The following is a 20,732-nucleotide window of genomic DNA, read 5'->3' as shown; positions in this document are numbered from 1 at the left end:
CGCTACTCCTTGGGGGTTCAGATGTTGCGGAAGCGGTTGATGGCGTCGATGTGCTGGGCGCGCAGCTCCTGGTCGCGGACGCCCAGGCCCTCCTTCGGGGCCAGCGCGAGGACGCCGACCTTGCCCTGGTGGAGGTTGCGGTGCACGTCGTAGGCGGCCTGGCCGGTGTCCTCGAGGGAGTACACCTTCGAGAGCGTCGGGTGGATCTTGCCCTTGGCGACCAGGCGGTTGGCCTCCCACGCCTCGCGGTAGTTGGCGAAGTGCGAGCCCACGATCTTCTTGAGGGACATCCACAGGTAGCGGTTGTCGTACTCGTGGTTGTAGCCGGACGTCGAGGCGCAGGTGACGATCGTGCCGCCCTTGCGGGTCACGTAGACCGAGGCGCCGAAGGTCTCGCGGCCCGGGTGCTCGAAGACGATGTCGACGTCCTCGCCGCCGGTGAGCTCACGGATGCGCTTGCCGAAGCGCTTCCACTCCTTGGGGTCCTGGGTGTGCTCGTCCTTCCAGAACTTGTAGCCCTCGGCGTTGCGGTCGATGACCGCTTCGGCGCCCATGGCCTCGCAGATGGCGGCCTTCTCCGGGCTGGAGACGACACAGATCGGGTTGGCGCCGCCGGCCAGCGCGAACTGCGTGGCGTACGAGCCGAGTCCGCCGCTGGCACCCCAGATCAGGACGTTGTCGCCCTGCTTCATGCCGGCGCCGTTGCGCGAGACGAGCTGGCGGTACGCGGTGGAGTTCACCAGGCCGGGGGCCGCGGCCTCTTCCCAGCTCAGGTGGTCCGGCTTCGGCATCAGCTGGTTGGACTTGACGAGCGCGATCTCGGCGAGGCCGCCGAAGTTCGTCTCGAAGCCCCAGATGCGCTGCTCGGGGTCGAGCATCGTGTCGTTGTGGCCGTCCGAGGACTCCAGCTCGACGGAGAGGCAGTGCGCGACGACCTCGTCGCCGGGGTTCCAGGCGTTGACGCCGGGACCGGTGCGCAGCACGACGCCCGCGAGGTCGGAACCGATGATGTGGTACGGCAGGTCGTGGCGCTTGGTGAGCTCCGACAGGCGTCCGTAGCGCTCCAGGAAGCTGAAGGTGGACACCGGCTCGAAGATCGAGGTCCAGACCGAGTTGTAGTTCACGGAGCTGGCCATGACGGCCACGAGCGCCTCGCCCGGGCCGAGTTCGGGGACCGGCACGTCGTCCAGGTGGATCGACTTGCGGGGGTCCTTGTCCCGGGTGTCGAGGCCGGCGAACATCTCCGTCTCGTCCTTGTGCACGGTGATGGCGCGGTACGACTCGGGGAGCGGCAGAGCGGCGAAGTCGGCGGAGGTCGACTCCGGCGACTGAATCGCGTCCAGGATTTCCTTCACGATGTTGCCTCCGGCGATGCGTCCCAGGGGGACGTTGAGGGTTACGTCGGGGTGGAGTGCTGCTGTGTGGGTGGAGAGGTGCCGTCGGTTCGGCGGGGGTGTTGCTACGGCAGCGCTTGGTCGGCGCGAGAAGTTTGCCTGTGACGCAGGCGTCCGGGCGCGCTCGCCACGGTTTGGGGTGACTTGCGGGGACAGCCGGCGTACGGAAGTTCTCTGCACGCCGGCCGCCCGGACATCTTCAACGTATGGCACCGCGTGCCAGTCGGCAAGACACTGGGTGCCACAAGTTTTTGAGCGATGATCGATCAGTGCAGGTCAGGGGTGGTGCGGCTCGATGGCGCCGGAGGTCAACGGCGGCTCTGGCCTGCATCTCAGAGGCCCCGGAAGGGGTCCGCGGGTGCCTCCAGAGGGCCCGCGAGGCGGGCGAGGCGGAGCGGGCGAGGGCGGCGTGCGGATCGCGCACGTGCGGCCGGCCGGGGGCCTCGGCCCTGCTCGGTGGGGGAGGGTGCCGCCGTCTGCCGGAAGCCGGGCGCACAGATCGCGCCGGACGGCCATCCGGGGGCGGCGGCGCTCTCCGGGCGGGAGGCCGCGCCGGAGAGCGCCGTGCGCGCCGGTCTTCTTGATGAGGCGTCAACAGCCCCTGGGGTCGGCACCGTTCATGCAGTGCCGGCGGAGCTGCCGGCCGCTAGCCGCGCTCGCGCAGCGCCTTCTCGATCGTTCCCATGATCTCGTCCAGCGGCGCGTCCGTACGCGCCACGGTGACCAGCACGTCGCCACCCGTGGACACGGAGGCCGCCGGAGCCGTGGCGGTGTCCCGGCCCGCCCCGATGCCCGTACCGAACGTCTTGCGGACGATCGCGAAGGCGTGGTCGAGCTGGTTCTCCACGTCGCCCTGGCCGCCGGCCCGCAGCCAGCGCCGCAGCACGTGGTTGTGGGCGGTGACGACGGCGGACGCGGCGACCTCGGCCAGCAGCGGGTCGTCATTGCCGTGCTGGTGGGCCGTCTCGTCGAAGTGGCCCAGGAGATAGCGGGTGAAAAGCCGCTCGTAGCGGGCCACCGAGGCGATCTCGCGCTCGCGCAGGGTGGGTACCTCGCGCGTGAGGCGGTAGCGCTCCACGGACACGGCGGGCGACGCCGCGTACATCTTCATGACTTCCTTGATGCCGCGGCACACCGTGTCGAGCGGATGCTCGTGCGCGGGCGCCGCGTTGAGGACCGCCTCCGCCCGGATCAGGGTGTCGTCGTGATCCGGGAAGATCGCCTCTTCCTTGGAGCGGAAGTGGCGGAAGAAGGTCCGCCGTGCCACACCCGCCGCGGCCGCGATCTCGTCGACCGTCGTGGCCTCGTAGCCCTTGGTCGCGAAGAGTTCCATCGCCGCGGCCGCCAGCTCCCGGCGCATTTTGAGCCGCTGGGCCGCGGCACGGGAGCCCGCGGCGCTCTCGGGAGCGTCGGGCGTGGGCGTCGTTCGGGAGGACTTGGCGGCCTTGGACATGCCATGAACGTACTGCATACGCGCGGTGGCGTGCGCCCGAGCGGGGTTCCCCCCGCCCGGGGCACGGGCGGGGGGAGTCGGACCGGGCGGCCGGAGCAGGCCGCCCCAGTCGGTGGGCCGTCCGGTGCCGCTGCCCGTGGGCCGGTCAGCGCCGGGCATATTCGCGGAAGCCGCGGCCGGTCTTGCGGCCGAGGCAGCCCGCGGCCACCAGGTGCTCGAGCAGCGGCGCGGGCGCCAGGCCCGGGTCGCGGAACTCGCGGTGCAGGACCTTCTCGATGGCCAGCGAGACATCGAGGCCGACCACGTCCAGGAGCTCGAAGGGCCCCATCGGGTAGCCGCCGCCGAGCCTCATCGCGGCGTCGATGTCGTCGAGCGTCGCGTAGTGCTCCTGCACCATCTTGATCGCGTTGTTCAGGTACGGGAACAGCAGCGCGTTCACGATGAAGCCCGCGCGGTCACCGCAGTCCACCGGGTGCTTGCGGATCTTCGTGCACACCTCACGGACGGTGGCGTGCACGTCGTCACGGGTCAGCACGGTCCGCACGACCTCGACGAGCTTCATCGCGGGCGCCGGGTTGAAGAAGTGCATGCCGATGACGTCCTGCGGGCGAGAGGTCGCGCGGGCGCAGGCCACGACGGGCAGCGACGAGGTCGTCGTGGCGAGGACCGCCCCCGGCTTGCACACCTTGTCGAGGGTCCCGAACAGCTCCTGCTTGATCTCCAGGTCCTCGGCGACGGCTTCGAGCGCCAGGTCGACGTCCGAGAAGGCGTCGTACGAACCCGCCGGAGTGATCCGGTCCAGGGTCTGCGCCGCCGCCTCCGCGGTCATGCGGCCCTTGTCGACAGAGCGCGAAAGAGACTTGCCGATACGGGACTTGGCCTTCTCGGCCTTCTCCTCGCTGCGGGCGGCGAGCACCACGTCGTAGCCCGCCTTCGCGAAGACCTCCGCGATACCGGACGCCATGGTCCCGGAGCCCGCGACGCCGACCGAGCGGATGGTGCGCGCGCCGTCCATGACCTCGCCCGCGAGCGGGGTGAGCGCGTCCCGCACGACCTCGGAGCTGCCCGGCTCCGCGTACGTGTAGAAGCCGCGCCCCGACTTGCGGCCGGTCAGACCCGCCTCGCTGAGCTGCTTGAGGACCGGCGCCGGCGCGTGCAGGCGGTCGTGGGACTCGGCGTACATGGCGTCGAGGACCCTGCGCGCGGTGTCGATGCCGATGAGGTCGAGCAGCGCGAGGGGGCCCATGGGCAGGCCGCAGCCCAGCTTCATCGCGGCGTCGATGTCCTCGCGCGAGGCGTACTTCGCCTCGTACATGGCGGCGGCCTGGTTGAGGTAGCCGAACAGCAGGCCGTCGGCGACGAAGCCGGGCCGGTCGCCCACCGCGACGGGCTCCTTGCCGAGTTCGACGGCGAGATCCGTGACCGCCGCGACGGCCGTGGGCGCGGTGAGCACCGACGAGACCACCTCGACGAGCTTCATCGCGGGCGCCGGGTTGAAGAAGTGCAGCCCGAGGACCCGCTCCGGGCGGGCCGAGTCGGCGGCGAGCCGCGTCACGGACAGGGCGTTCGTGCCGGTCGCGAGGATCGTCTCCGGCCCCACGACGGCGTCGAGGTCCCGGAAGATCTGCTGCTTGATCTCGTACGACTCGGGGGCCACCTCGATGACGAGGTCGGCGTCGGCCGCGGCCTGGAGGTCCGTGAAGGTGCGGAAGCGGGCGAGGACGTCGCGCCGCTCGTCCTCGGTGAGGCGCTCGCGGCGCACCGCACGCGCCGTCGAGGCCTCGAGCGCGGCGACGGCCTGCGCGGCCGCGGCCTCGCTGACGTCGATGCCGATGACCTCACGGCCTGCGCGGGCGAGCACCTCGGCGATGCCGGTGCCCATCGTGCCGAGACCGACGACCGCGACGGTCGGGAGGGTGGCCGGGGAAGCGGGGGACAGAGGAGCGTCCATTGAGGACTCCAGGAGGGAGGAGTGACGACTGAGGGGCACAAGCGGATACGCCTACGGGCGTACGGAGTGCGGGGATTCGAGCCCGGACGCGACGCACGCAGGCGTCCGGTGAATCGGCGAGATGGAGATCCGGCGGGGCTCTGTCCCGGAGCCGCGCCGTACTGCGGTACCTGAGGCACCGAACCGACTGACACTCTCGGCGGCTGCGTCACCAGGCCGCCAGGAGTGGGGTGCGGGGAGTGTGTCCCGCTCAATTGAGATTAACCGGCGAGTAACGAGCGCGCCAGCCCTCGGCGTTCTTCAGTCTCTGTGATCTACGTCGCCGGGGCGCGAGGCCGCTCTACGCTGGACCGCATGGACGAAGAGTTGCGATCGGTGACGGAGCGCTTACGGGCCGAGTCGGGCGCCTCCCCCCTTCTCGACCGCCTCGCGGCGACCGGCGACGTCGACGAGCTCGCGGCCGCGCTGACCGAGCCCGGGCAGCCGCTGTGGGCGCGGGAGCTGGCCGCCTACCGCCTCGGAGTGGCCGGGGACCGCCGCGCCTTCGAGGCGCTCGTCCTGCTCCTCAACCACCGCGACCCGGCACGCTGCGCCACCGCCGCGCACGCCCTCGCCGCCCTCGGCGACCCGCGCACCGCGCGCGCGGCCGCGGCGCTCGCCACGAACGAACTGCGGGTCGCGTACGCGCTGCACCCGGTGCGGCTCCTGGCCGTGCTGCGCGCGCCCGAGTCCGCGCCCGCGCTGATCACCACCCTGGAGCGGCGCCTCGGCCCCCGCGATCCGTACCGCGCGGTCGCGCTCGCGTGCGTGGAGGGGCTCGGCGGCCTCGGGGACGCCCGCGCCCGACCGGCCCTGACCGCGGCCCTCGCCCATCCGGCGCTCGCGGAGGCCGCGGTGCGCGCGCTCGCGCGACTGCCCGCGCAGCGTGAGAGCTGAAGCCCGAGCATCAGCCGCGGACGGCGCGCACATAGCGCACTTCCGGTACGGGTTCCCCGTCCACCTCGAACGGCTCCTCGGCGCCGTCCGGGGTGAACCCGGCGCGCTCGTAGAACCTGCGGGCGCGGGCGTTGCCCTTGAGCACCCACAGTCGTATCCGCTCGTAACCGGCGTCGGCGCAGCGGTCCAGGCAGGTGTCCAGGAGGGTGCGGCCCACCCCGGTGGACAGCTGCCCGTCGTGCACGTAGATCGCGTACAACTCGGCCTCCCCGGGCGGGAGATCGTCGTCGCGGGACGGGCCGTGGCAGGCCCAGCCGACGATGTCGCCGGCGCGCTCCGCGACCACGTTCACCACCGACGAACCGGCCTGCGCGAGACGCTCGCGGCGCCGCGCCGCGTCGTCCTCGATGCTCAGCGCGGCCAGATAGGACGCCGGCATCAGGCCCGCGTACGCCGTCCGCCAGCCGCGGATCCGGATCCCCGCCACCGCCTCGCAGTCGGCGTCGGCCATGTCCCGGACGCGGATGTCCGCCGCCGGGACCGCGGCGGGGGCGGTGTCATGGGTTCGAGGGGTGCTCATGCGCCCATCGTGACCGGCGGACACCGCCCCGGCCAGGGTGTTTCCCCCAGAGGGGACTGCTCAGCCGCGGAAACCCATCAGCCCGTGCAGACGAAGGCCGCGTGACGGGGGCGGACCGGTGACGCTCTTCTTCGCGAGCGGTTTCGGCTCCGGCAGCTTCTTGCACGTCGCGTCGGCCTCGCCGCTGCCGCGCGGCACCTTTCCGGTCCGCAGATAGTCGGCCAGGTACCGGTCCAGGCAGGCGTTCCCGCTCAGGCTGACGCCGTGGTTCTCACCGCCCTTCTCGACCACCAGGCTGGAGCCGCGCAGCTCGCGGTGGACGGCGACCCCGCCCTCGTAGGGCGTGGCGCCGTCCTCGGTGGCCTGGAAGAGCAGCGCCGGCGGCAGCGCGTCGTTGGACACGTCCGTCGGGGCCAGCGGACTCGTCGGCCAGAACGCGCACGGCGCGTTGTACCAGGCGTTGTTCCAGGTCGAGAAGCGCGCCTTCTCGTACGCCTGCCAGTTGTCGTCACGCCACTGGTTCCAGTCGCGGGGCCACCTGGCGTCGCGGCACTGCACGGCCGTGTAGACGCTGTAGCCGTTGTCGCCCGAGGCGTCGACCGCGCCGAGCTCCTTGTACATCTTGACGAGCGGCGCCGGGTCCTTGTCCTTCACGTACGCCGCGAACGCCTGGGCCAGATAAGGCCAGTAGCCGTTGTAGTAGCCGCCCGGCAGGAAGGTGTCCTCCAGTTCGGCGGCCCCGACCTTCTTGCCCGCCGGCTTCTTCTGCACGGCTTCGCGCATGGCGTACCACTCGGCCTCGACCTTCGCCGGGTCCTTGCCGAGCCTGTACGTCGCGTCGTGCCGCGCGACCCAGGCGAGGAACGCCTGGTGGCGGGCGTTGAACGCGTGGTCCTGCCCGATGTTGTCGTCGTACCAGACACCGCCCGGGTCGACGATCGAGTCGAGCACCAGGCGGCGCACGCGCTGCGGGTAGAGCTTGGCGTAGACGGCGCCCAGGTAGGTGCCGTACGAGTAGGCGAAGTAGTTGAGCTTCTGCGCGCCGAGCGCCGCGCGGATCGCGTCCATGTCCCTGGCGGCGCTCACCGTGTCCAAGTACGGGAGCACGTCCGCGTACTTGGTGGTGCACGCCTTCGCGAACGCCTGCGCGCGGTCGAGGTTGGCGCGCTCGATCGCCGGAGTGGACGGCACGCTGGACGGGCGCACGGTGGCGAAGTGCTTGGGCCGGCAGTTCAGGGCCGGTTTGCTCTTGCCGACGCCGCGCGGGTCGAAGCCCACGACGTCGTACTGGGCGGCGACGCTCTTCGGCAGCTCGTGTGCCACGAAGCCCGCCAGTGTCAGGCCGCTGCCGCCGGGGCCACCGGGGTTCACCAGGAGCGGGCCCTGCGACGTCTTCGCGGTGTGCCGGACCCGGGACAGGGCGAGCGTGATCTGCTCGCCGCCGGGGCGGTCGTGATCGAGCGGCACCCGCACCGAGGAGCACTGGAGCGTCGGGTATTTCTTGGTGCCGCAGTCCTTCCAGGTGAGGGCTGCGCGCTGGACGGACAGGGTCGGGGCGGCGGCGGCCGGAGCCGCGGCGAGCATGCCGGCCACCAGGGTGGCGGCGCCGCACACAGCGGCTACGCGTTTCTTCATCGGGCCTCCCAGGACGGAGGGTTCGGGGCCGCGAGCGCGCGGCCCCCGCGGCATGGTCCCCGAATCCATGCCGGGAACCTCCTGTTCTGCGCCGAGTTGACCCGATTGGCGTGTACGTGACCGGGAGGAGCGCGGTCAGAGAAGCGTGAGCTGGGTGGCCGCGGGGGCGGGCTCCGGCTCCTGGCGTGCGCGCAGCCGTCGCGGGGCCTCCGCGCGCGAGGGGCCGATGCCGAACTCCTCGGCCAGTTCGTGCACCTGACGGGTGATCCGGCGCTGGTACCACTTCGGCGCGTAGGCACCCTCCGCGTACAGCCGCTCGTAGCGCCGCACCAGGTGTGGGTGGTGCTGCCCGAGCCAGGACATGAACCATTCGCGTGCCCCGGGCCGCAGATGCAGCACGAGCGGTGTCACGGAGGTCGCCCCGGCCGCCGCGACGGCCCGTACGGTCTCCCGCAGCTGCCCGGGGTGGTCGCCCAGGAACGGGATCACGGGGGCCATCAGGACGCCGCAGCCGATGCCGGCCTCGCCGAGGGCGCGGACGACGTCGAGGCGGCGCTCCGGCGCGGGCGTGCCCGGCTCGACGGTGCGCCACAGCTCGCGGTCGACGAATCCGACGGACACCGAGACGCCGACGTCGGTGACCTCGGCGGCCTGCCGCAGCAGGTCGAGGTCGCGCAGGATCAGCGTGCCCTTCGTGAGGATCGAGAACGGGTTCGCGTAGTCCCTGAGCGCCTCGATGATTCCCGGCATCAGCCGGTAGCGCCCCTCCGCGCGCTGGTAGCAGTCCACGTTCGTGCCCATCGCGATGTGCTCGCCGCGCCAGCGGCGCGAGGCCAGATGGCGGCGCAGCAGATCCGGCGCGTTCACCTTCACGACGATCTGGCTGTCGAAGCCGAGGCCCGTGTCGAGGTCCAGATAGCTGTGCGTCTTGCGGGCGAAGCAGTAGACACACGCGTGTGTGCAGCCCCGGTACGGGTTGACCGTCCACTCGAACGGCATGCGGGAGGCGCCGGGCACGCGGTTCACGATCGACCTGGCCCGGATCTCGTGGAAGGTGACGCCCGCGAATTCAGGCGTGTTGAACGTGCGGGTGGTCACGCTGTCCGCGCCGAAGAGCGCGGCGTCCGTGACCCTCCCTGTCGGGATTTCGGCCGGATTCTCCGTGAGGTTCTCCCAGCGCATGACGCCTCCTAGCTAGCACTGGGCACAGAATAGAACACATGTTCCCTTGATCGTGCGACCCCGATTTTGGTGGCCACCCAGGAGGGTGGTTGGCTTGGGCTCTCTCTCGAACACCGAGAACACCGACTGCTGGAGGAAGTGCCATGGCGCAGGTCGAGGCCATCACGGAGCGGGTCATCGCCGCCAAGCCGGACGACGTATTCGACGCGCTCGCCGACTACAGCGGCACGCGCGCGAAGCTGCTGCCCGAGCACTTCAGCGAGTACGAGGTCCGCGAGGGCGGTGACGGCGAGGGCACGCTCGTCCACTGGAAGCTCCAGGCCACCAGCAAGCGGGTTCGCGACTGCCTCCTCGAGGTCAGCGAGCCCACCGACGGCGAGCTCGTCGAGAAGGACCGCAACTCCTCGATGGTCACCACCTGGCGCGTGACCCCCTCCGGCGAGGGCGCCTCGCGCGTCGTCGTCAGCACCGTCTGGAACGGTGCGGGCGGCATCGGCGGCTTCTTCGAGAAGACCTTCGCCCCCAAGGGCCTCGGCCGCATCTACGACGCCGTCCTCGCGAAGCTCGCCGCCGAGGTGGAGAAGTGACACCGAGGTAGTGCCCCGATGCAGTACCCCGATGTAGTGCTCACCGTTTCGAGTGGTTTTCCGTTCGCGCGCGGTTGTACGCCGTAGGGCTCCCACCGGCGCATTCGCGCCCGGAACCCGCCGGAGCCGCCCCTCGTCGCGCTTGCCCGCAGTTGTCGCGTAATGCGAGAAATATGCGGCGCAGGCGCGACGAGGGGAGCGACAGGTGGGCACGACGACGCTGGTGACGAGTGAGCCGGGGCCGGTGCCGGCGACGGAACCGACCCCGCACACCGAGCCCCAACCGGCCGTGGAGCAGCCGCAGTTCCCCGACCACGGCCTCAGCCCGAGCCGGGTCCGGATGGTCTTCTTCGGACTCATGCTGGCGCTGCTGCTCGCCGCGCTCGACCAGATGATCGTCGCCACCGCGCTGCCGAAGGTCGTCGGCGAGCTGCACGGCCTCGACAAGATGTCCTGGGCGATCACCGCCTATCTCCTGACCGCCACCATCGGCCTGCCGATCTACGGCAAGCTCGGCGACCTCTTCGGCCGCAAGGGCGTCTTCCAGTTCGCCATCGCCGTCTTCGTCGTCGGCTCCGCGCTGGCCGGCTGGTCGCGCAACATGGACGAACTCATCGCGTTCCGCGCCGTCCAGGGCATCGGCGCCGGCGGACTCATGATCGGCGTGCAGGCGATCATCGCGGACATCGTGCCGCCCCGCGAACGCGGCCGCTACATGGGCCTCATCGGCGCCGCGTTCGGCCTCGCGTCCGTCGCGGGCCCGCTGCTCGGCGGCTACTTCACCGACCACCTCACCTGGCGCTGGTGCTTCTACATCAACGTGCCCTTCGGCCTGGTCACGCTCGCCGTCGTCACCGTCGTACTCAAACTGCCCCGGCCCAAGGTCAGGGCCAGGCTCGACGTCCTCGGGGCCCTGCTCCTCGCGGCGGCCTCGACCTGCCTCGTCCTGCTGACCAGTTGGGGCGGCACCGAGTACGCCTGGGGTTCGCGGGTCATCCTGGGGCTCGCCGCCGGAGCGGCCGTGACGGCCGTGCTCTTCGTCGTCGCCGAGCACTTCGCCGCCGAACCCGTCATCCCGCTGCGGCTGTTCCGCGACCCCGTCTTCAACATCACCAGCCTGGTCGGCATGGTCATCGGCATCGCCCTCTTCGGAGCGGCCAGTTACCTGCCGACCTTCCTCCAGATGGTCGACGGCGCGAGCGCCACCGAGTCGGGGCTGCTGATGCTGCCGATGATGGGCGGCATCGTCATCGCCTCGATCGCCTCCGGCCAGCTCATCAGCCGCACCGGGCACTACAAGATCTACCCGATCCTCGGCGGGGCCCTGTCGACGGCGGGCATGTGGCTCCTGTCCCGCCTCGAAGTCGACACCCCGCGACTGCACTACAGCCTCTACATGGCCGTACTCGGCGCGGGCATCGGCCTGATCATGCCGGTCCTGATCCTCGCCGTGCAGAACGCCGTACGCCCCGCCGACATCGGCACCGCGACCAGCGCCAACAACTACTTCCGGCAGATCGGCGGAAGCGTCGGCGCCGCGATCTTCGGCACGCTCTTCGCCGACCGGCTCTCCGACGCCCTCGCGCACCGGCTGCCCAAGGGGGCGGGCCTGCCCGACCCGGAGTCCATCACCCCTCAGCTCGTCCACGCCCTGCCGCGCGCGCTGCGCGACGGCTACATCCAGGCGTACGCCGACGCGATGCCCCGGATCTTCCTCTACCTCGTCCCGGTGCTCGTCCTCGGCCTCGTGATCGCCTTCTTCCTCAAGGAGACACCCCTGTTGTCCAGTGCCGCCCCCCACAGCGCCCCGAGCGGCGAGAACGCCTCAGTCCCGACCCAGGCCCGGACCCCGTACGGCGCCGGCGTGCCGGTCTGTGGCATCGTCCAGCACCCCGACGGGACCGCGGTGCCACGCGCCGCGCTCACCCTCATCGACGTCGGCGGCCAGCAGATCGGACGCGGCGCGAGCGGCGACGACGGCCGGTACGCCCTGTCGACGCCCGGCGCCGGAAGTTACGTCCTGATCGCGGCGGCGGGCGGACACCAGCCCCAGGCCGTGACCGTCACCGTGGGGGAGCGGCCCGTCGACCTCGACGTCGTCCTCGGCGGCGCCGGGCGCCTCGCCGGGAGCGTGCTGACCGCAGACGGCGCGCCCGTGCGCGACGCCACCGTGACCCTGACCAACGTCCACGGAGAGGTCGTCTCCACGACCCGCAGCGGGCGCGAGGGCGGCTACGTCATCACGGAGCTGGTGGCCGGCGAGTACACGCTCGCCGGGAGCGCGCCCGCGTTCCGCCCCGCCGCGCTCCCCGTCACCGTGATGGCCGCGCGCGAGACCCGCCAGGACGTCGAACTCGCGGGCGGCGCCGTGCTGCGCGGCACGGTCAGGGCCGGCGGCGGACGCCCCGTCGAGGACGCGCGGGTGACCCTCCTCGACGCGGCGGGCAACGTCGTCGACACCCTCACGACGGGCGCCGACGGCACGTTCCGCTTCGTCGACCTGTCGTCGGGCGAGTACACCGTGATCGCCGCCGGTTACCCGCCGGTCGCCACGGTGCTGCACATGGCGGGCGGCGGCCGCACGGAACGAGACCTGCAACTGGGCCACGAGGACTGAGCGTTGGGGCCGGGCGCCGCGCCCGGCCCCGGCACTCCGTGCCCGTTCAATTCGGCCGATGCAGCCCCCTGCACCCCCGTACCGCGTACCGTGGAACGGGAAAGGGCCGAACCAATGACGCTCGGTCGCCGCGCGGGGAAGGGAGCGCAGGCCATGCACAGTGGCACCGGGACGGCCCCGCAGAGCCCCGTGCCGGGCCGCGTACCGCTGGCGGTCGTCGTGGTCGACGGCGACGGACTCGTCTCGCACTGGAGCACCGGCGCGCGCCGCCTCTTCGGCTCCGCGCGCGAGGACGCCGTCGGCCGCCCCGCCACCGACCTGCTGCCCGTCTCCGGCGCGCTGCCCGACGGCCCCGACTCCGAGGCGTACGGGGAAGAGGGCGCGTACGACGAGCTCGGCCCGGGCCTGGAGTCCTCGATCGAGGGGCGGGCCGCGTACCCCGCCGCGGGCCGCGCCCGCCTCGAAGCTCCGAGCCGGGAGCGCATCGACGTCCTGTGGTGGGCCTACCCGCTCGTCGGCCCGGGTCCCGAGAAGCTGCTCGTGCTCGCCGCCGACGCCGGCCGGCTGCACGCCGACGACGTGCCCGACGGGCAACCCCTGGAGCGCATCGCGCCCGGCTTCGCCCTGCACACCGACTTTCCGGGAGCCGACGAGCTGGCCCGCGGACTCCCCGCCATCCTGCCCAGCATGAGCGTCGGCGAGAGCGCCCGCATCGTTTCCCAGGTGCTCGAACTGGGCTATCCCGTACTGGAGTTCAGCCTCCACGACCGCGTACCCGTCACCGCCGACTGGGGCGTGCCCCGGCGCGCCGAGCGCAAGGCCCGCAGGGAGGAGGCCGCCCGCGCGGCCGCCGCCGGACTGCCCGCGCCGCGCCACGCACCCGACGACGACCCGGACGACCTCGAGTACGCCGCCGTCCGCGAACACCTGGAGTTCCTCAACGAGGTGAGCGGGCGCATCGGTTCGTCCCTCGACCTGTCCCGCACGATCATCGAGGTCAGCCGGGCCGTCGTCCCGCGCTTCACGGACGTCGCGGGCACCTATCTGCGCGAACAGGTCGTCGCGGGCGAGGGGTTCCCCGAAGGCCCGCCCGACGCGACCACCCTGTGGCACCGCGTCGCCCTGGAGCACACCGACGAGCCGGGCCGCTGGGACGACGTCGTGCCCGTCGGCGAGTCGATGCCGTTCCCCGCGCACACGCCGTTCTTCCAGTGCATGACCTCGGGTCAGCCCGTCCTCGTCCCGCGCATCAGCGAGGAGATGGGCAACGCGATCGCGTCGCAGTTCGAGAAGCGCGACATCAGGCCTCTCATCACCGACCGCTCGATGCTGGTGGTGCCCCTGAAGGCGCGCAACGTCGTCCTCGGATTCATGATCCTGCTGCGCCACCGGGAACGCCCGGTCTTCAACGACATGGACCGCGTCACCGGCGCCGAACTCGCCGCCCGCGCGGGCCTCGTCCTCGACAACGCCCGCATGTACACGTACCAGGAGAGCGTCGCCGAGACCCTCCAGGACAGCATGCTGCCGCACATCGAGCCGCACATGCCGGGCTGTGACATCGCCACCCGTTATCTGCCCGGCACCCTGCTCGGCCGCGTCGGCGGTGACTGGTTCGACTCGATCAAGCTGCCGGGATCGCGCACCGCGCTCGTCGTCGGCGATGTCATGGGTCACGGGCTCAACTCGGCGGCGATGATGGGCCAGTTGCGCACCGCCGTGCAGACCATGGCCGCCCTCGACCTGCCGCCGGCCCAGCTCCTGCGCAACCTCGACGACCTCGCCCAGCGCCTCGGCGAGCACTACCTCGCGACCTGCCTGTACGCGGTCTACGACCCCATCGCGAACGAGCTGGAGCTCGCCAACGCCGGGCACATCCCGCCGGTCCTCGTCCGCGCCGAGGACGGCCGCAGCGAGCTGCTCGAACTGCCCACCGGCGCGCCCATCGGCGTCGGCGGCGTCCCCTTCGAATCGGTCCGCGTCCCGATGGCGCCCGGCGACCGGCTCGTCATGTGCACCGACGGCCTCGTAGAGGTGCGCGGCGAGGACATCGGCGTCGGCCTCGCCACGCTCTGCGAGTCCGCCGCCCATCCCGCGGCCTCCATGGACGCCGCCTGCGACACCATCATCAGATCCCTGAACACTCGCGGCGGCCGCAAGGACGACGTCGCCCTCCTGATGGCCCGGCTCAACGGCATCGCGCCCGAGGACGTCGCCCACTGGAGCGTCACCCCCGACCCCGCCGAAGTGCCCCGCACACGCGCCCTCGTCCGCGCCCGGCTCACGGCCTGGGGACTCGGCGCGCTCACCGCCCCCGCGGAAATGATGGCCGGGGAGCTCGTCACCAACGCCGTACGGCACGCCCGCACCCGCAGCGTCGAGGTACGCCTGGTGCGCTCGGGGACTCTCGTGTGCGAGGTCGAGGACGACGACCAGAGGCTGCCGACGCTGCTCAACGCGGGCCCGGGCGACGAGTTCGGGCGCGGTCTGCGTGTCGTGAGCGCCCTGGCCAGGGAGTGGGGCACGAGTCGTACGGGCTCCGGCAAGACCGTGTGGTTCGAACTGGCGTTGCCACGCGCGTAGTTGGCGAGGGGGCGCCGGGCGTACACGTATCGAATGCGGCGTGAAGGTGTGCGCCGGGTGCTTGTGGGCGGGCCCGGGGCGCGGTAGACCGATCGTGCCGTGCCACCGCACCCCGGGAGTTGCAGATGAGCGTGACGAGTCGGTACAAGGACGCCTGGGAGAGCTTCTGGCGCGATGCTCCCGGCGAACCCGGCGGAGTCTTCTGGGACGCCGAGCCCGCCCTCACCGCGAAGGTTCATCTCGCCCTGTTCGAGCCGCACGCGACCCAGGGTCTTCCCGTCGTGGACCTCGGCTGCGGGAACGGCACCCAGACGCGCTTCCTCGCCGACCGCTACCCGCGCGTCATCGGCGCCGACCTCTCCGACGCCGCCCTCGGCCACGCCCGGCTCGCCGACCCCGCGGGCCGGGCCGACTTCCGGCAGCTCGACGCCACGGAGCAGACCGAGGCCCACCAGCTGCACTCCGAGCTCGGCGACGCGAACGTGTACATGCGGGGCGTGCTCCACCAGTGCGAGACCGACGACCGCCAGGCCCTGGTCGACGGGATCGCGGCGCTCGTCGGCGAGCGCGGCCGGGCCTTCCTCGTGGAGCTCGCCGAGGCCGCCCGGCCCGTCCTGATGTCTCTCGCGCAGAGCCCCACGGGCCCGCCCGCGAAGCTGGCACCGGTCTTCGCGCACGGCATCGCACCCGGCGAGGTGTCCGACGCGGCGGTCCCCGACTACGTACGCACCGCGGGCCTCGACGTACTCGCGAGCGGCGAACTCCCGCTCACCACCACGGAGTACACACCGGACGGCAACCGCATCGAACTCCCGTCACGCTGGCTCGTCGTGGGGCGGGCACACTAGCCGCCGCAGGCCCAGGCGCCCGAGGGCGTGGCCGAAGGGGCCGAGGAGATGCGGGCAGAGCGGCCGGCCGCGCCGGAGCGGGACGCCTTCGTGGGCGGTCACAGCGAGGAAGAAGCCGCGCCCGGGGCGGGTCTGGAGGGTGGTGTTCCAGCGGTAGCCGTGGCCCTGGGCCAGCATGACCCGCACCGCCCGCCGGCCGAGCCCCTCCTGTCGGCGTGACTCCAGGATCCAGATGCCGAGGAGCCGGCCCGTGCGGCACGGCGCGCACAGCCGGAAGCGGACCTGGCCGACGAGCGCGCCGCCCTCGTCGTGGAGCAGCACCTCACCGACGCCGTGCGCCGAACGGGGAGGGACGCTCGTGAGGCGCACCGGTCCGGACGGTGACGCCGGCCGGCCGGGGCCCATGGGGGATCGACCGGCCTGTCAGTCGCGTGAGTTGCCGAAGAGCAGGCGATAGCCGATGAGCAGCACGAGCGAGCCGCCGATGGCCGCGATCCAGGTGGTCCCGTCGAAGAACTGGTTCTCGATCGGGCGGTCCAGGAACCGCGACGAGATCCAGCCGCCGACGAACGCGCCCGCGACGCCGATGAGGGTGGTGCCTATGAGGCCGCCCGGGTCGCGGCCGGGGAGCAGGACCTTGGCGATGACTCCGGCGACGAGGCCGAGGATGATCCAGCTGATGATGCCCACGTGTGCGTCGTTCCCCTCGGTGATGTGTGGTGCCTTGTGCTTGTGCTTGTGCTTGTGGCTGTGCTTCGGCTGTGCGTTGCGAATTTGCGCAACTGTACAGACAGAGGTGAAGACGCTGAACGGTCCCGGTCGGTTGCACTGGTTCAGCCGTAGTGCTCAGCCGTGGCGCGTCATCCGTAGGACAGGTTCGAGCACAGGCTGTCGTCGGCGGAGCGGGCGTCGTCGGAGACGTCGGACGGTATGCCGGTGGGTTCCGGCGACGCCGTCGCGGCGGTCGACGGATGGTCCGCGTAGTCCTGCCCGAGAATCGCCTTGATGCCCGCGGTCGAGGTCTCTTCGAGGCGCGAGCCCGGGAACCGCTGGGCGAGCGTGCCCGCTCGCGCCTTCTCGCCGGGGCCGTACTGGATGAGCGTGGTCGCCTGGCTTTGAGTGTTCGCGGTCGCCGTGCCCGTGACGGTGAACCCGTCGCCCTCAAGGGCGCGCGCGGCTTGGGCGGCCAGTCCCATGACGGTCGTTCCGTTGTAGACCGTGACGCGGATGCCGTCCCCCGGATTCGGCGCGGCGGAGGGCACGGAGGAGGCGCTCGACCGGGCGCCCTTCTTGCCGCTGGCGTCCTTCCCGTCGAGTGTCCGGTCCTCCCTGAGCGACGCCCACAGCGCGTCGGCGTCCGGCTCGACGACCGCGACGCGGCTTCCCTCGTAGCGCCAGGGGATCGTGACGAACTTGGTGTTGTGCAGGTCGACGTTCTTGAGGGACATCGCGAAGGAGAGGAGCTTGTCGGCGGAGCCGAGGCCGGGGTCGACGGTCATCGACCGCGTGGCCGCGTTCGCGAGCGGCAGGAGCTTCGTGGGCGTCAGGCCGTTGCTCTTGATCTCCTTGATCAGGCTCCCGACGAAGGCCTGCTGCCGCTTGATGCGGCCGATGTCGGAGCCGTCACCGATGCCGTGCCGCAGGCGGACGTAGTCGAGGGCCTTCTGCCCGGAGACGCTCTGCTCGCCGCGCGGGAACACGAGCTTGCCGGGGGTGGTGCGATGGGGGTTCAGGTCACGCTGGTAGATGGGCTGCGGTAGGCACACCTTCACGCCGCCGACGACGTCGGTCAGGGCGGCGAAGCCCTTGAAGTCCACGACGACGGTGTGGTCGACGCGGAGGCCCGTCAGCTTCTCCACCGTGTTCTGCGTGCAGGCGGGGTTCCCGCCGGCGGTCTCGCCGGTCGAGTACGCGGCGTTGAACATCGTGTCGGGCCGCGTGCCGGTCCAGCTGCCGTCGGGCAGTTTGCAGGGCGGGATCGTGACGAGGGTGTCGCGGGGGACGGACACCGCCACGGCGTTGCGATGGTCGGCGTAGACATGCAGCAGGAACGCCGTGTCCGAGCGGCCGATGTCGCCCTTGTCGCCCCCGCCGAGCGCCTCGTTGCCTCCGGTGCGCGCGTCGGAGCCGATGACGAGGACGTTCTCCCCCTTCGACGCGTCGGCGTCGGGGCGGTCGCCGGAGATGCCGTCCGAGCTGAACGTGTTGATGTCGCCGCCGAGTTTCAGATACACCCAGCCCACGCCGCCCGTCAGGAGGACGAGCAGGGACAGGGCTATCGCGAGCGTGAAGCGCACGCGGCTGCGCCTCGATCGCGCCGCACGCGCGGGGGACTTGGCACCGCCGCCTCGGCGCGCGGGTGCCAACTGCTCACGGGTGCCTGCCATGGGGTGCGCCCTCACTCGGATCCGGGGTTGTACAGTTGCGCAATGTAGCAAGCTTCTTGGTGGGTGCCGTCCGTGGTGCCCACCTCATCCGAAGAGACGAAGGGTGGGGCGAAAATGTTCCGCAACGGTCTTGAGCCCTGGCACCTGCTCATTGTGGCGATCGTGGTCATCGTTCTGTTCGGTTCGAAGAAACTGCCCGACACGGCGCGTGCGCTCGGCAAGTCTCTCCGGATCCTCAAGAGCGAGACGCGGGCGATGAAGACGGACGAGGTCGAGGAGCGCCGGGACCCGGCCGCTTCCTGACGCCGGCGCATCCGCCGACCGACGGGGTGCCCGCCGCCTTTCGGTGGACTGGACCTCTGGCTCTCCGGGTGGCTCTGGCCTGCGCGTTCCCCGGCGCGTACCGTGATGCGCCATGAAGATCCTCATCAGCGCCGACATGGAGGGCGCCACCGGCGTGACCTGGCCGGGCGACGTGCTGCCCGGCACCCCGCAGTGGGAACGCTGCCGGCCCATGTTCACCTCGGACGTCAACGCCGCCGTGCTCGGCTTCTTCGACGGCGGCGCCGACGAGGTGCTCATCAACGAGGCTCACTGGTCGATGCGCAATCTGCTCCTGGAGCAGCTCGACGAGCGCGCGGAGATGATCACGGGCCGCCACAAGACGCTCTCCATGGTCGAGGGCGTCCAGCACGGCGACGTCGACGGCATCGCGTTCATCGGCTACCACACGGGCGCCGGCACGGAGGGTGTGCTCGCCCACACGTACCTCGCCAACTCCATCACCGGCGTCTGGATCAACGGCGCACGGGCGAGCGAGGGCCTGCTGAACGCGCACGTCGTCGCCGAGTACGGCGTACCCGTCGTCCTCGTCACCGGCGACGACCTCGCCTGCGACGACGCGCTCGGTTACGCGCCCGAGGCCCGCAAGGTCGCGGTCAAGGACTATGTGTCCCGGTATGCGGCCGTCTGTCGTACGCCGAAGCGGACCGCCGCCGACATCAGGGCCGCGGCGAAGGAGGCGGCGGCGCTCGCCGTGCGCCACGAGCCCGTCGAGGCAGGCCCGTTCACCATCGAGCTCGAATTCGACGCCGAGCATCTGTCGATGGCCGCGACGGTGGTGCCCGGAGTCCGGCGCACCGGCGAGCGCAGGATCTCCTACACGCACGACACCATGTACGACGGCATCCGCACCTTCAAGGCGGTCACCACGATCGTCTCGGCCGCGGTGGAGGAACAGTATGGCTGACCAGGCATTTCAGGTGGACGAGCAGACGCTCGACGAGGTCGTGACCTTCACGTCCGAGCTGATCCGCATCGACACCACCAACCGCGGCGGCGGCGACTGCCAGGAGCGCCCGGCCGCCGAGTACGCGGCCGCGAAGCTCGCCGAAGCCGGCCTTGAGCCCACCCTCCTCGAACGCACGAAGGGGCGCACGAACGTCGTCGCGCGCATCGCCGGCACGGACCCGTCCGCCGACGCGATGCTCGTCCACGGCCACCTCGACGTCGTCCCCGCGGAGGCCGCCGACTGGAGCGTGCACCCGTTCTCCGGAGAGATCCGCGACGGGGTCGTGTGGGGCCGGGGCGCGGTCGACATGAAGAACATGGACGCGATGATCCTCGCGGTCGTCCGGCAGTGGGCCCGTGCCGGGCTGCGCCCGCGCCGGGACATCGTCGTCGCCTTCACCGCCGACGAGGAGGCGAGCGCCGAGGACGGCTCCGGCTTCCTCGCGGACCGGCACGCAGGCCTCTTCGAGGGCTGCACCGAGGGCATCAGCGAATCGGGCGCCTTCACCTTCCACGACGGCTCCGGCAAGCAGATCTACCCGATCGCGGCGGGCGAGCGCGGCACCGGCTGGCTCCGGCTCACCGCGCACGGCAAGGCGGGCCACGGCTCGAAGGTGAACCACGCCAACGCCGTCACCAGGCTCGCCGCCGCCGTCGCGCGGATCGGCGCGCACGAGTGGCCGGTGCGGCTCACCCCGACCGTGGCCGCCGCGCTCACCGAACTCGCCGCCCTGTACGGCATCGACGCCGGCGTGGACTCCCCGCACTTCTCGGCCGACGAACTTCTCGCCAAGCTCGGCCCGGCCGCGGCGCTCGTCGCGCCGACCGTCCGCAACAGCGCCAACCCGACGATGCTGTCCGCCGGATACAAGATCAACGTGATCCCCGGTGAGGCGAGCGCGCACATCGACGGCCGGTATCTGCCGGGCGGCGAGGACGAGTTCCGCGAGACCCTCGACCGGCTCACCGGACCCGATGTGGACTGGGAGTTCGAGCACCGCGAGGTCGCGCTCCAGGCGCCGGTCGACTCGCCGGCGTTCGCGGGGATGCGCGCGGCCGTCGAGGAGTTCGCGCCCGAGGGGCACGTCGTGCCGTACTGCATGTCGGGCGGCACCGACGCCAAGCAGTTCTCGCGGCTCGGCATCACGGGCTATGGCTTCGCGCCGCTGAAGCTCCCCGAGGGCTTCGACTACCAGGCGCTCTTCCACGGCGTGGACGAGCGGGTCCCGGTAGAGGCGCTGCACTTCGGCGTCCGCGTGCTCGACCGCTTCCTGCGGTCCGCGTAGGCG

General features: G+C 71.5%; 17 protein-coding genes. 8 read left to right on the top strand and 9 right to left on the bottom strand.

Features of this window, described 5'->3' with window-relative positions; genetic code table 11:
- Positions 1-17: 17 nt before the first annotated feature.
- From ccrA to ACWIGU_RS02490, 3 genes are all read right to left on the bottom strand, one after another.
- A complete protein-coding gene (ccrA, locus tag ACWIGU_RS02500) occupies positions 18-1,355 on the bottom strand; it encodes a crotonyl-CoA carboxylase/reductase (protein ID WP_266935346.1) in 1,338 nt (445 codons plus the stop codon).
- Between the two features lie 685 nt (positions 1,356-2,040).
- On the bottom strand, positions 2,041-2,865 hold the full coding sequence (locus tag ACWIGU_RS02495; RefSeq protein WP_454396589.1) for a TetR family transcriptional regulator: 825 nt from the start codon (positions 2,863-2,865) through the stop codon (positions 2,041-2,043).
- A 127-nt stretch (positions 2,866-2,992) separates the two neighbouring features.
- Positions 2,993-4,798, bottom strand: a complete 1,806-nt coding sequence (locus ACWIGU_RS02490; RefSeq protein ID WP_454396587.1) for a 3-hydroxyacyl-CoA dehydrogenase family protein — start codon at positions 4,796-4,798, stop codon at positions 2,993-2,995.
- A 354-nt stretch (positions 4,799-5,152) separates the two neighbouring features.
- Here ACWIGU_RS02490 and ACWIGU_RS02485 point away from each other — a divergent pair, with 354 nt between their 5' ends.
- Positions 5,153-5,734 (top strand): adenylosuccinate lyase, encoded by a 582-nt coding sequence (locus tag ACWIGU_RS02485; RefSeq protein ID WP_454396585.1) that lies wholly within the window; start codon positions 5,153-5,155, stop codon positions 5,732-5,734.
- A 10-nt stretch (positions 5,735-5,744) separates the two neighbouring features.
- Here ACWIGU_RS02485 and ACWIGU_RS02480 read toward each other — a convergent pair whose 3' ends face one another.
- From ACWIGU_RS02480 to ACWIGU_RS02470, 3 genes are all read right to left on the bottom strand, one after another.
- Positions 5,745-6,314 (bottom strand): N-acetyltransferase family protein, encoded by a 570-nt coding sequence (locus tag ACWIGU_RS02480; RefSeq protein WP_454396583.1) that lies wholly within the window; start codon positions 6,312-6,314, stop codon positions 5,745-5,747.
- A 60-nt stretch (positions 6,315-6,374) separates the two neighbouring features.
- Positions 6,375-7,949: an alpha/beta hydrolase gene (locus ACWIGU_RS02475; RefSeq protein ID WP_454396581.1), complete on the bottom strand. Its 1,575-nt coding sequence runs from the start codon at positions 7,947-7,949 to the stop codon at positions 6,375-6,377.
- Positions 7,950-8,084: 135 nt separating this feature from the next.
- Positions 8,085-9,131, bottom strand: a complete 1,047-nt coding sequence (locus tag ACWIGU_RS02470) for an Rv2578c family radical SAM protein (RefSeq protein WP_454396579.1) — start codon at positions 9,129-9,131, stop codon at positions 8,085-8,087.
- 143 nt (positions 9,132-9,274) lie between these two features.
- Here ACWIGU_RS02470 and ACWIGU_RS02465 point away from each other — a divergent pair, with 143 nt between their 5' ends.
- The 4 genes from ACWIGU_RS02465 to ACWIGU_RS02450 all read left to right on the top strand — a co-directional run bounded on the left by ACWIGU_RS02465 (position 9,275) and on the right by ACWIGU_RS02450 (position 15,766).
- Positions 9,275-9,718 (top strand): SRPBCC family protein, encoded by a 444-nt coding sequence (locus ACWIGU_RS02465; protein WP_326773396.1) that lies wholly within the window; start codon positions 9,275-9,277, stop codon positions 9,716-9,718.
- 205 nt (positions 9,719-9,923) lie between these two features.
- Complete coding sequence (locus tag ACWIGU_RS02460) at positions 9,924-12,335, top strand: MFS transporter (protein ID WP_454396576.1); 2,412 nt, start codon at positions 9,924-9,926, stop codon at positions 12,333-12,335.
- A gap of 153 nt (positions 12,336-12,488) precedes the next feature.
- Positions 12,489-14,918, top strand: a complete 2,430-nt coding sequence (locus tag ACWIGU_RS02455) for an ATP-binding SpoIIE family protein phosphatase (RefSeq protein ID WP_454396575.1) — start codon at positions 12,489-12,491, stop codon at positions 14,916-14,918.
- Between the two features lie 125 nt (positions 14,919-15,043).
- Positions 15,044-15,766, top strand: a complete 723-nt coding sequence (locus ACWIGU_RS02450; RefSeq protein WP_454396573.1) for a class I SAM-dependent methyltransferase — start codon at positions 15,044-15,046, stop codon at positions 15,764-15,766.
- Here the strand turns inward: ACWIGU_RS02450 and ACWIGU_RS02445 are convergent.
- The 3 genes from ACWIGU_RS02445 to ACWIGU_RS02435 form a co-directional block, all read right to left on the bottom strand.
- Positions 15,734-16,135, bottom strand: coding sequence for a hypothetical protein (locus ACWIGU_RS02445; protein WP_454396571.1), 402 nt, complete (start codon positions 16,133-16,135; stop codon positions 15,734-15,736). The two genes, ACWIGU_RS02450 and ACWIGU_RS02445, sit on opposite strands and share 33 nt — an antisense overlap.
- 54 nt (positions 16,136-16,189) lie before the next feature.
- A complete protein-coding gene (locus tag ACWIGU_RS02440) occupies positions 16,190-16,456 on the bottom strand; it encodes a GlsB/YeaQ/YmgE family stress response membrane protein (RefSeq protein WP_266675336.1) in 267 nt (88 codons plus the stop codon).
- Positions 16,457-16,626: 170 nt separating this feature from the next.
- Positions 16,627-18,153, bottom strand: coding sequence for an LCP family protein (locus tag ACWIGU_RS02435; RefSeq protein WP_454396569.1), 1,527 nt, complete (start codon positions 18,151-18,153; stop codon positions 16,627-16,629).
- Between the two features lie 114 nt (positions 18,154-18,267).
- Between ACWIGU_RS02435 and tatA the strand changes: the two genes are divergently transcribed.
- The 3 genes from tatA (at position 18,268) to ACWIGU_RS02420 (ending at position 20,729) form a co-directional block, all read left to right on the top strand.
- The gene (tatA, locus tag ACWIGU_RS02430) at positions 18,268-18,456 is read left to right on the top strand and encodes a Sec-independent protein translocase subunit TatA (RefSeq protein WP_329568998.1); all 189 of its coding nucleotides are present in this window, start codon (positions 18,268-18,270) and stop codon (positions 18,454-18,456) included.
- A 112-nt stretch (positions 18,457-18,568) separates the two neighbouring features.
- Positions 18,569-19,402, top strand: coding sequence for a M55 family metallopeptidase (locus tag ACWIGU_RS02425; RefSeq protein ID WP_454396566.1), 834 nt, complete (start codon positions 18,569-18,571; stop codon positions 19,400-19,402).
- Positions 19,395-20,729, top strand: coding sequence for a M20/M25/M40 family metallo-hydrolase (locus ACWIGU_RS02420; RefSeq protein WP_454396565.1), 1,335 nt, complete (start codon positions 19,395-19,397; stop codon positions 20,727-20,729). The genes ACWIGU_RS02425 and ACWIGU_RS02420 overlap by 8 nt, the downstream gene beginning before the upstream one ends.
- Positions 20,730-20,732 lie beyond the last annotated feature (3 nt).

Source organism: Streptomyces sp. NPDC055400 (assembly GCF_053644375.1).
Note: the sequence above shows the minus strand (reverse complement) of the source record. Positions and strands in the feature narration are given on the sequence as shown.

What these genes read in the sequence shown, in the direction of transcription:
- tatA (WP_329568998.1), top strand. Translation starts at nt 18,268, where the DNA reads ATGTTCCGCAACGGTCTTGAGCCCTGGCACCTGCTCATTGTGGCGATC.
- ACWIGU_RS02470 (WP_454396579.1), bottom strand. Translation starts at nt 9,131, where the DNA reads ATGCGCTGGGAGAACCTCACGGAGAATCCGGCCGAAATCCCGACAGGG.
- ACWIGU_RS02420 (WP_454396565.1), top strand. Translation starts at nt 19,395, where the DNA reads ATGGCTGACCAGGCATTTCAGGTGGACGAGCAGACGCTCGACGAGGTC.
- ACWIGU_RS02475 (WP_454396581.1), bottom strand. Translation starts at nt 7,949, where the DNA reads ATGAAGAAACGCGTAGCCGCTGTGTGCGGCGCCGCCACCCTGGTGGCC.
- ACWIGU_RS02465 (WP_326773396.1), top strand. Translation starts at nt 9,275, where the DNA reads ATGGCGCAGGTCGAGGCCATCACGGAGCGGGTCATCGCCGCCAAGCCG.
- ACWIGU_RS02435 (WP_454396569.1), bottom strand. Translation starts at nt 18,153, where the DNA reads ATGGCAGGCACCCGTGAGCAGTTGGCACCCGCGCGCCGAGGCGGCGGT.
- ACWIGU_RS02450 (WP_454396573.1), top strand. Translation starts at nt 15,044, where the DNA reads ATGAGCGTGACGAGTCGGTACAAGGACGCCTGGGAGAGCTTCTGGCGC.
- ACWIGU_RS02490 (WP_454396587.1), bottom strand. Translation starts at nt 4,798, where the DNA reads ATGGACGCTCCTCTGTCCCCCGCTTCCCCGGCCACCCTCCCGACCGTC.
- ACWIGU_RS02455 (WP_454396575.1), top strand. Translation starts at nt 12,489, where the DNA reads ATGCACAGTGGCACCGGGACGGCCCCGCAGAGCCCCGTGCCGGGCCGC.
- ACWIGU_RS02495 (WP_454396589.1), bottom strand. Translation starts at nt 2,865, where the DNA reads ATGCAGTACGTTCATGGCATGTCCAAGGCCGCCAAGTCCTCCCGAACG.
- ACWIGU_RS02480 (WP_454396583.1), bottom strand. Translation starts at nt 6,314, where the DNA reads ATGAGCACCCCTCGAACCCATGACACCGCCCCCGCCGCGGTCCCGGCG.
- ACWIGU_RS02425 (WP_454396566.1), top strand. Translation starts at nt 18,569, where the DNA reads ATGAAGATCCTCATCAGCGCCGACATGGAGGGCGCCACCGGCGTGACC.
- ACWIGU_RS02485 (WP_454396585.1), top strand. Translation starts at nt 5,153, where the DNA reads ATGGACGAAGAGTTGCGATCGGTGACGGAGCGCTTACGGGCCGAGTCG.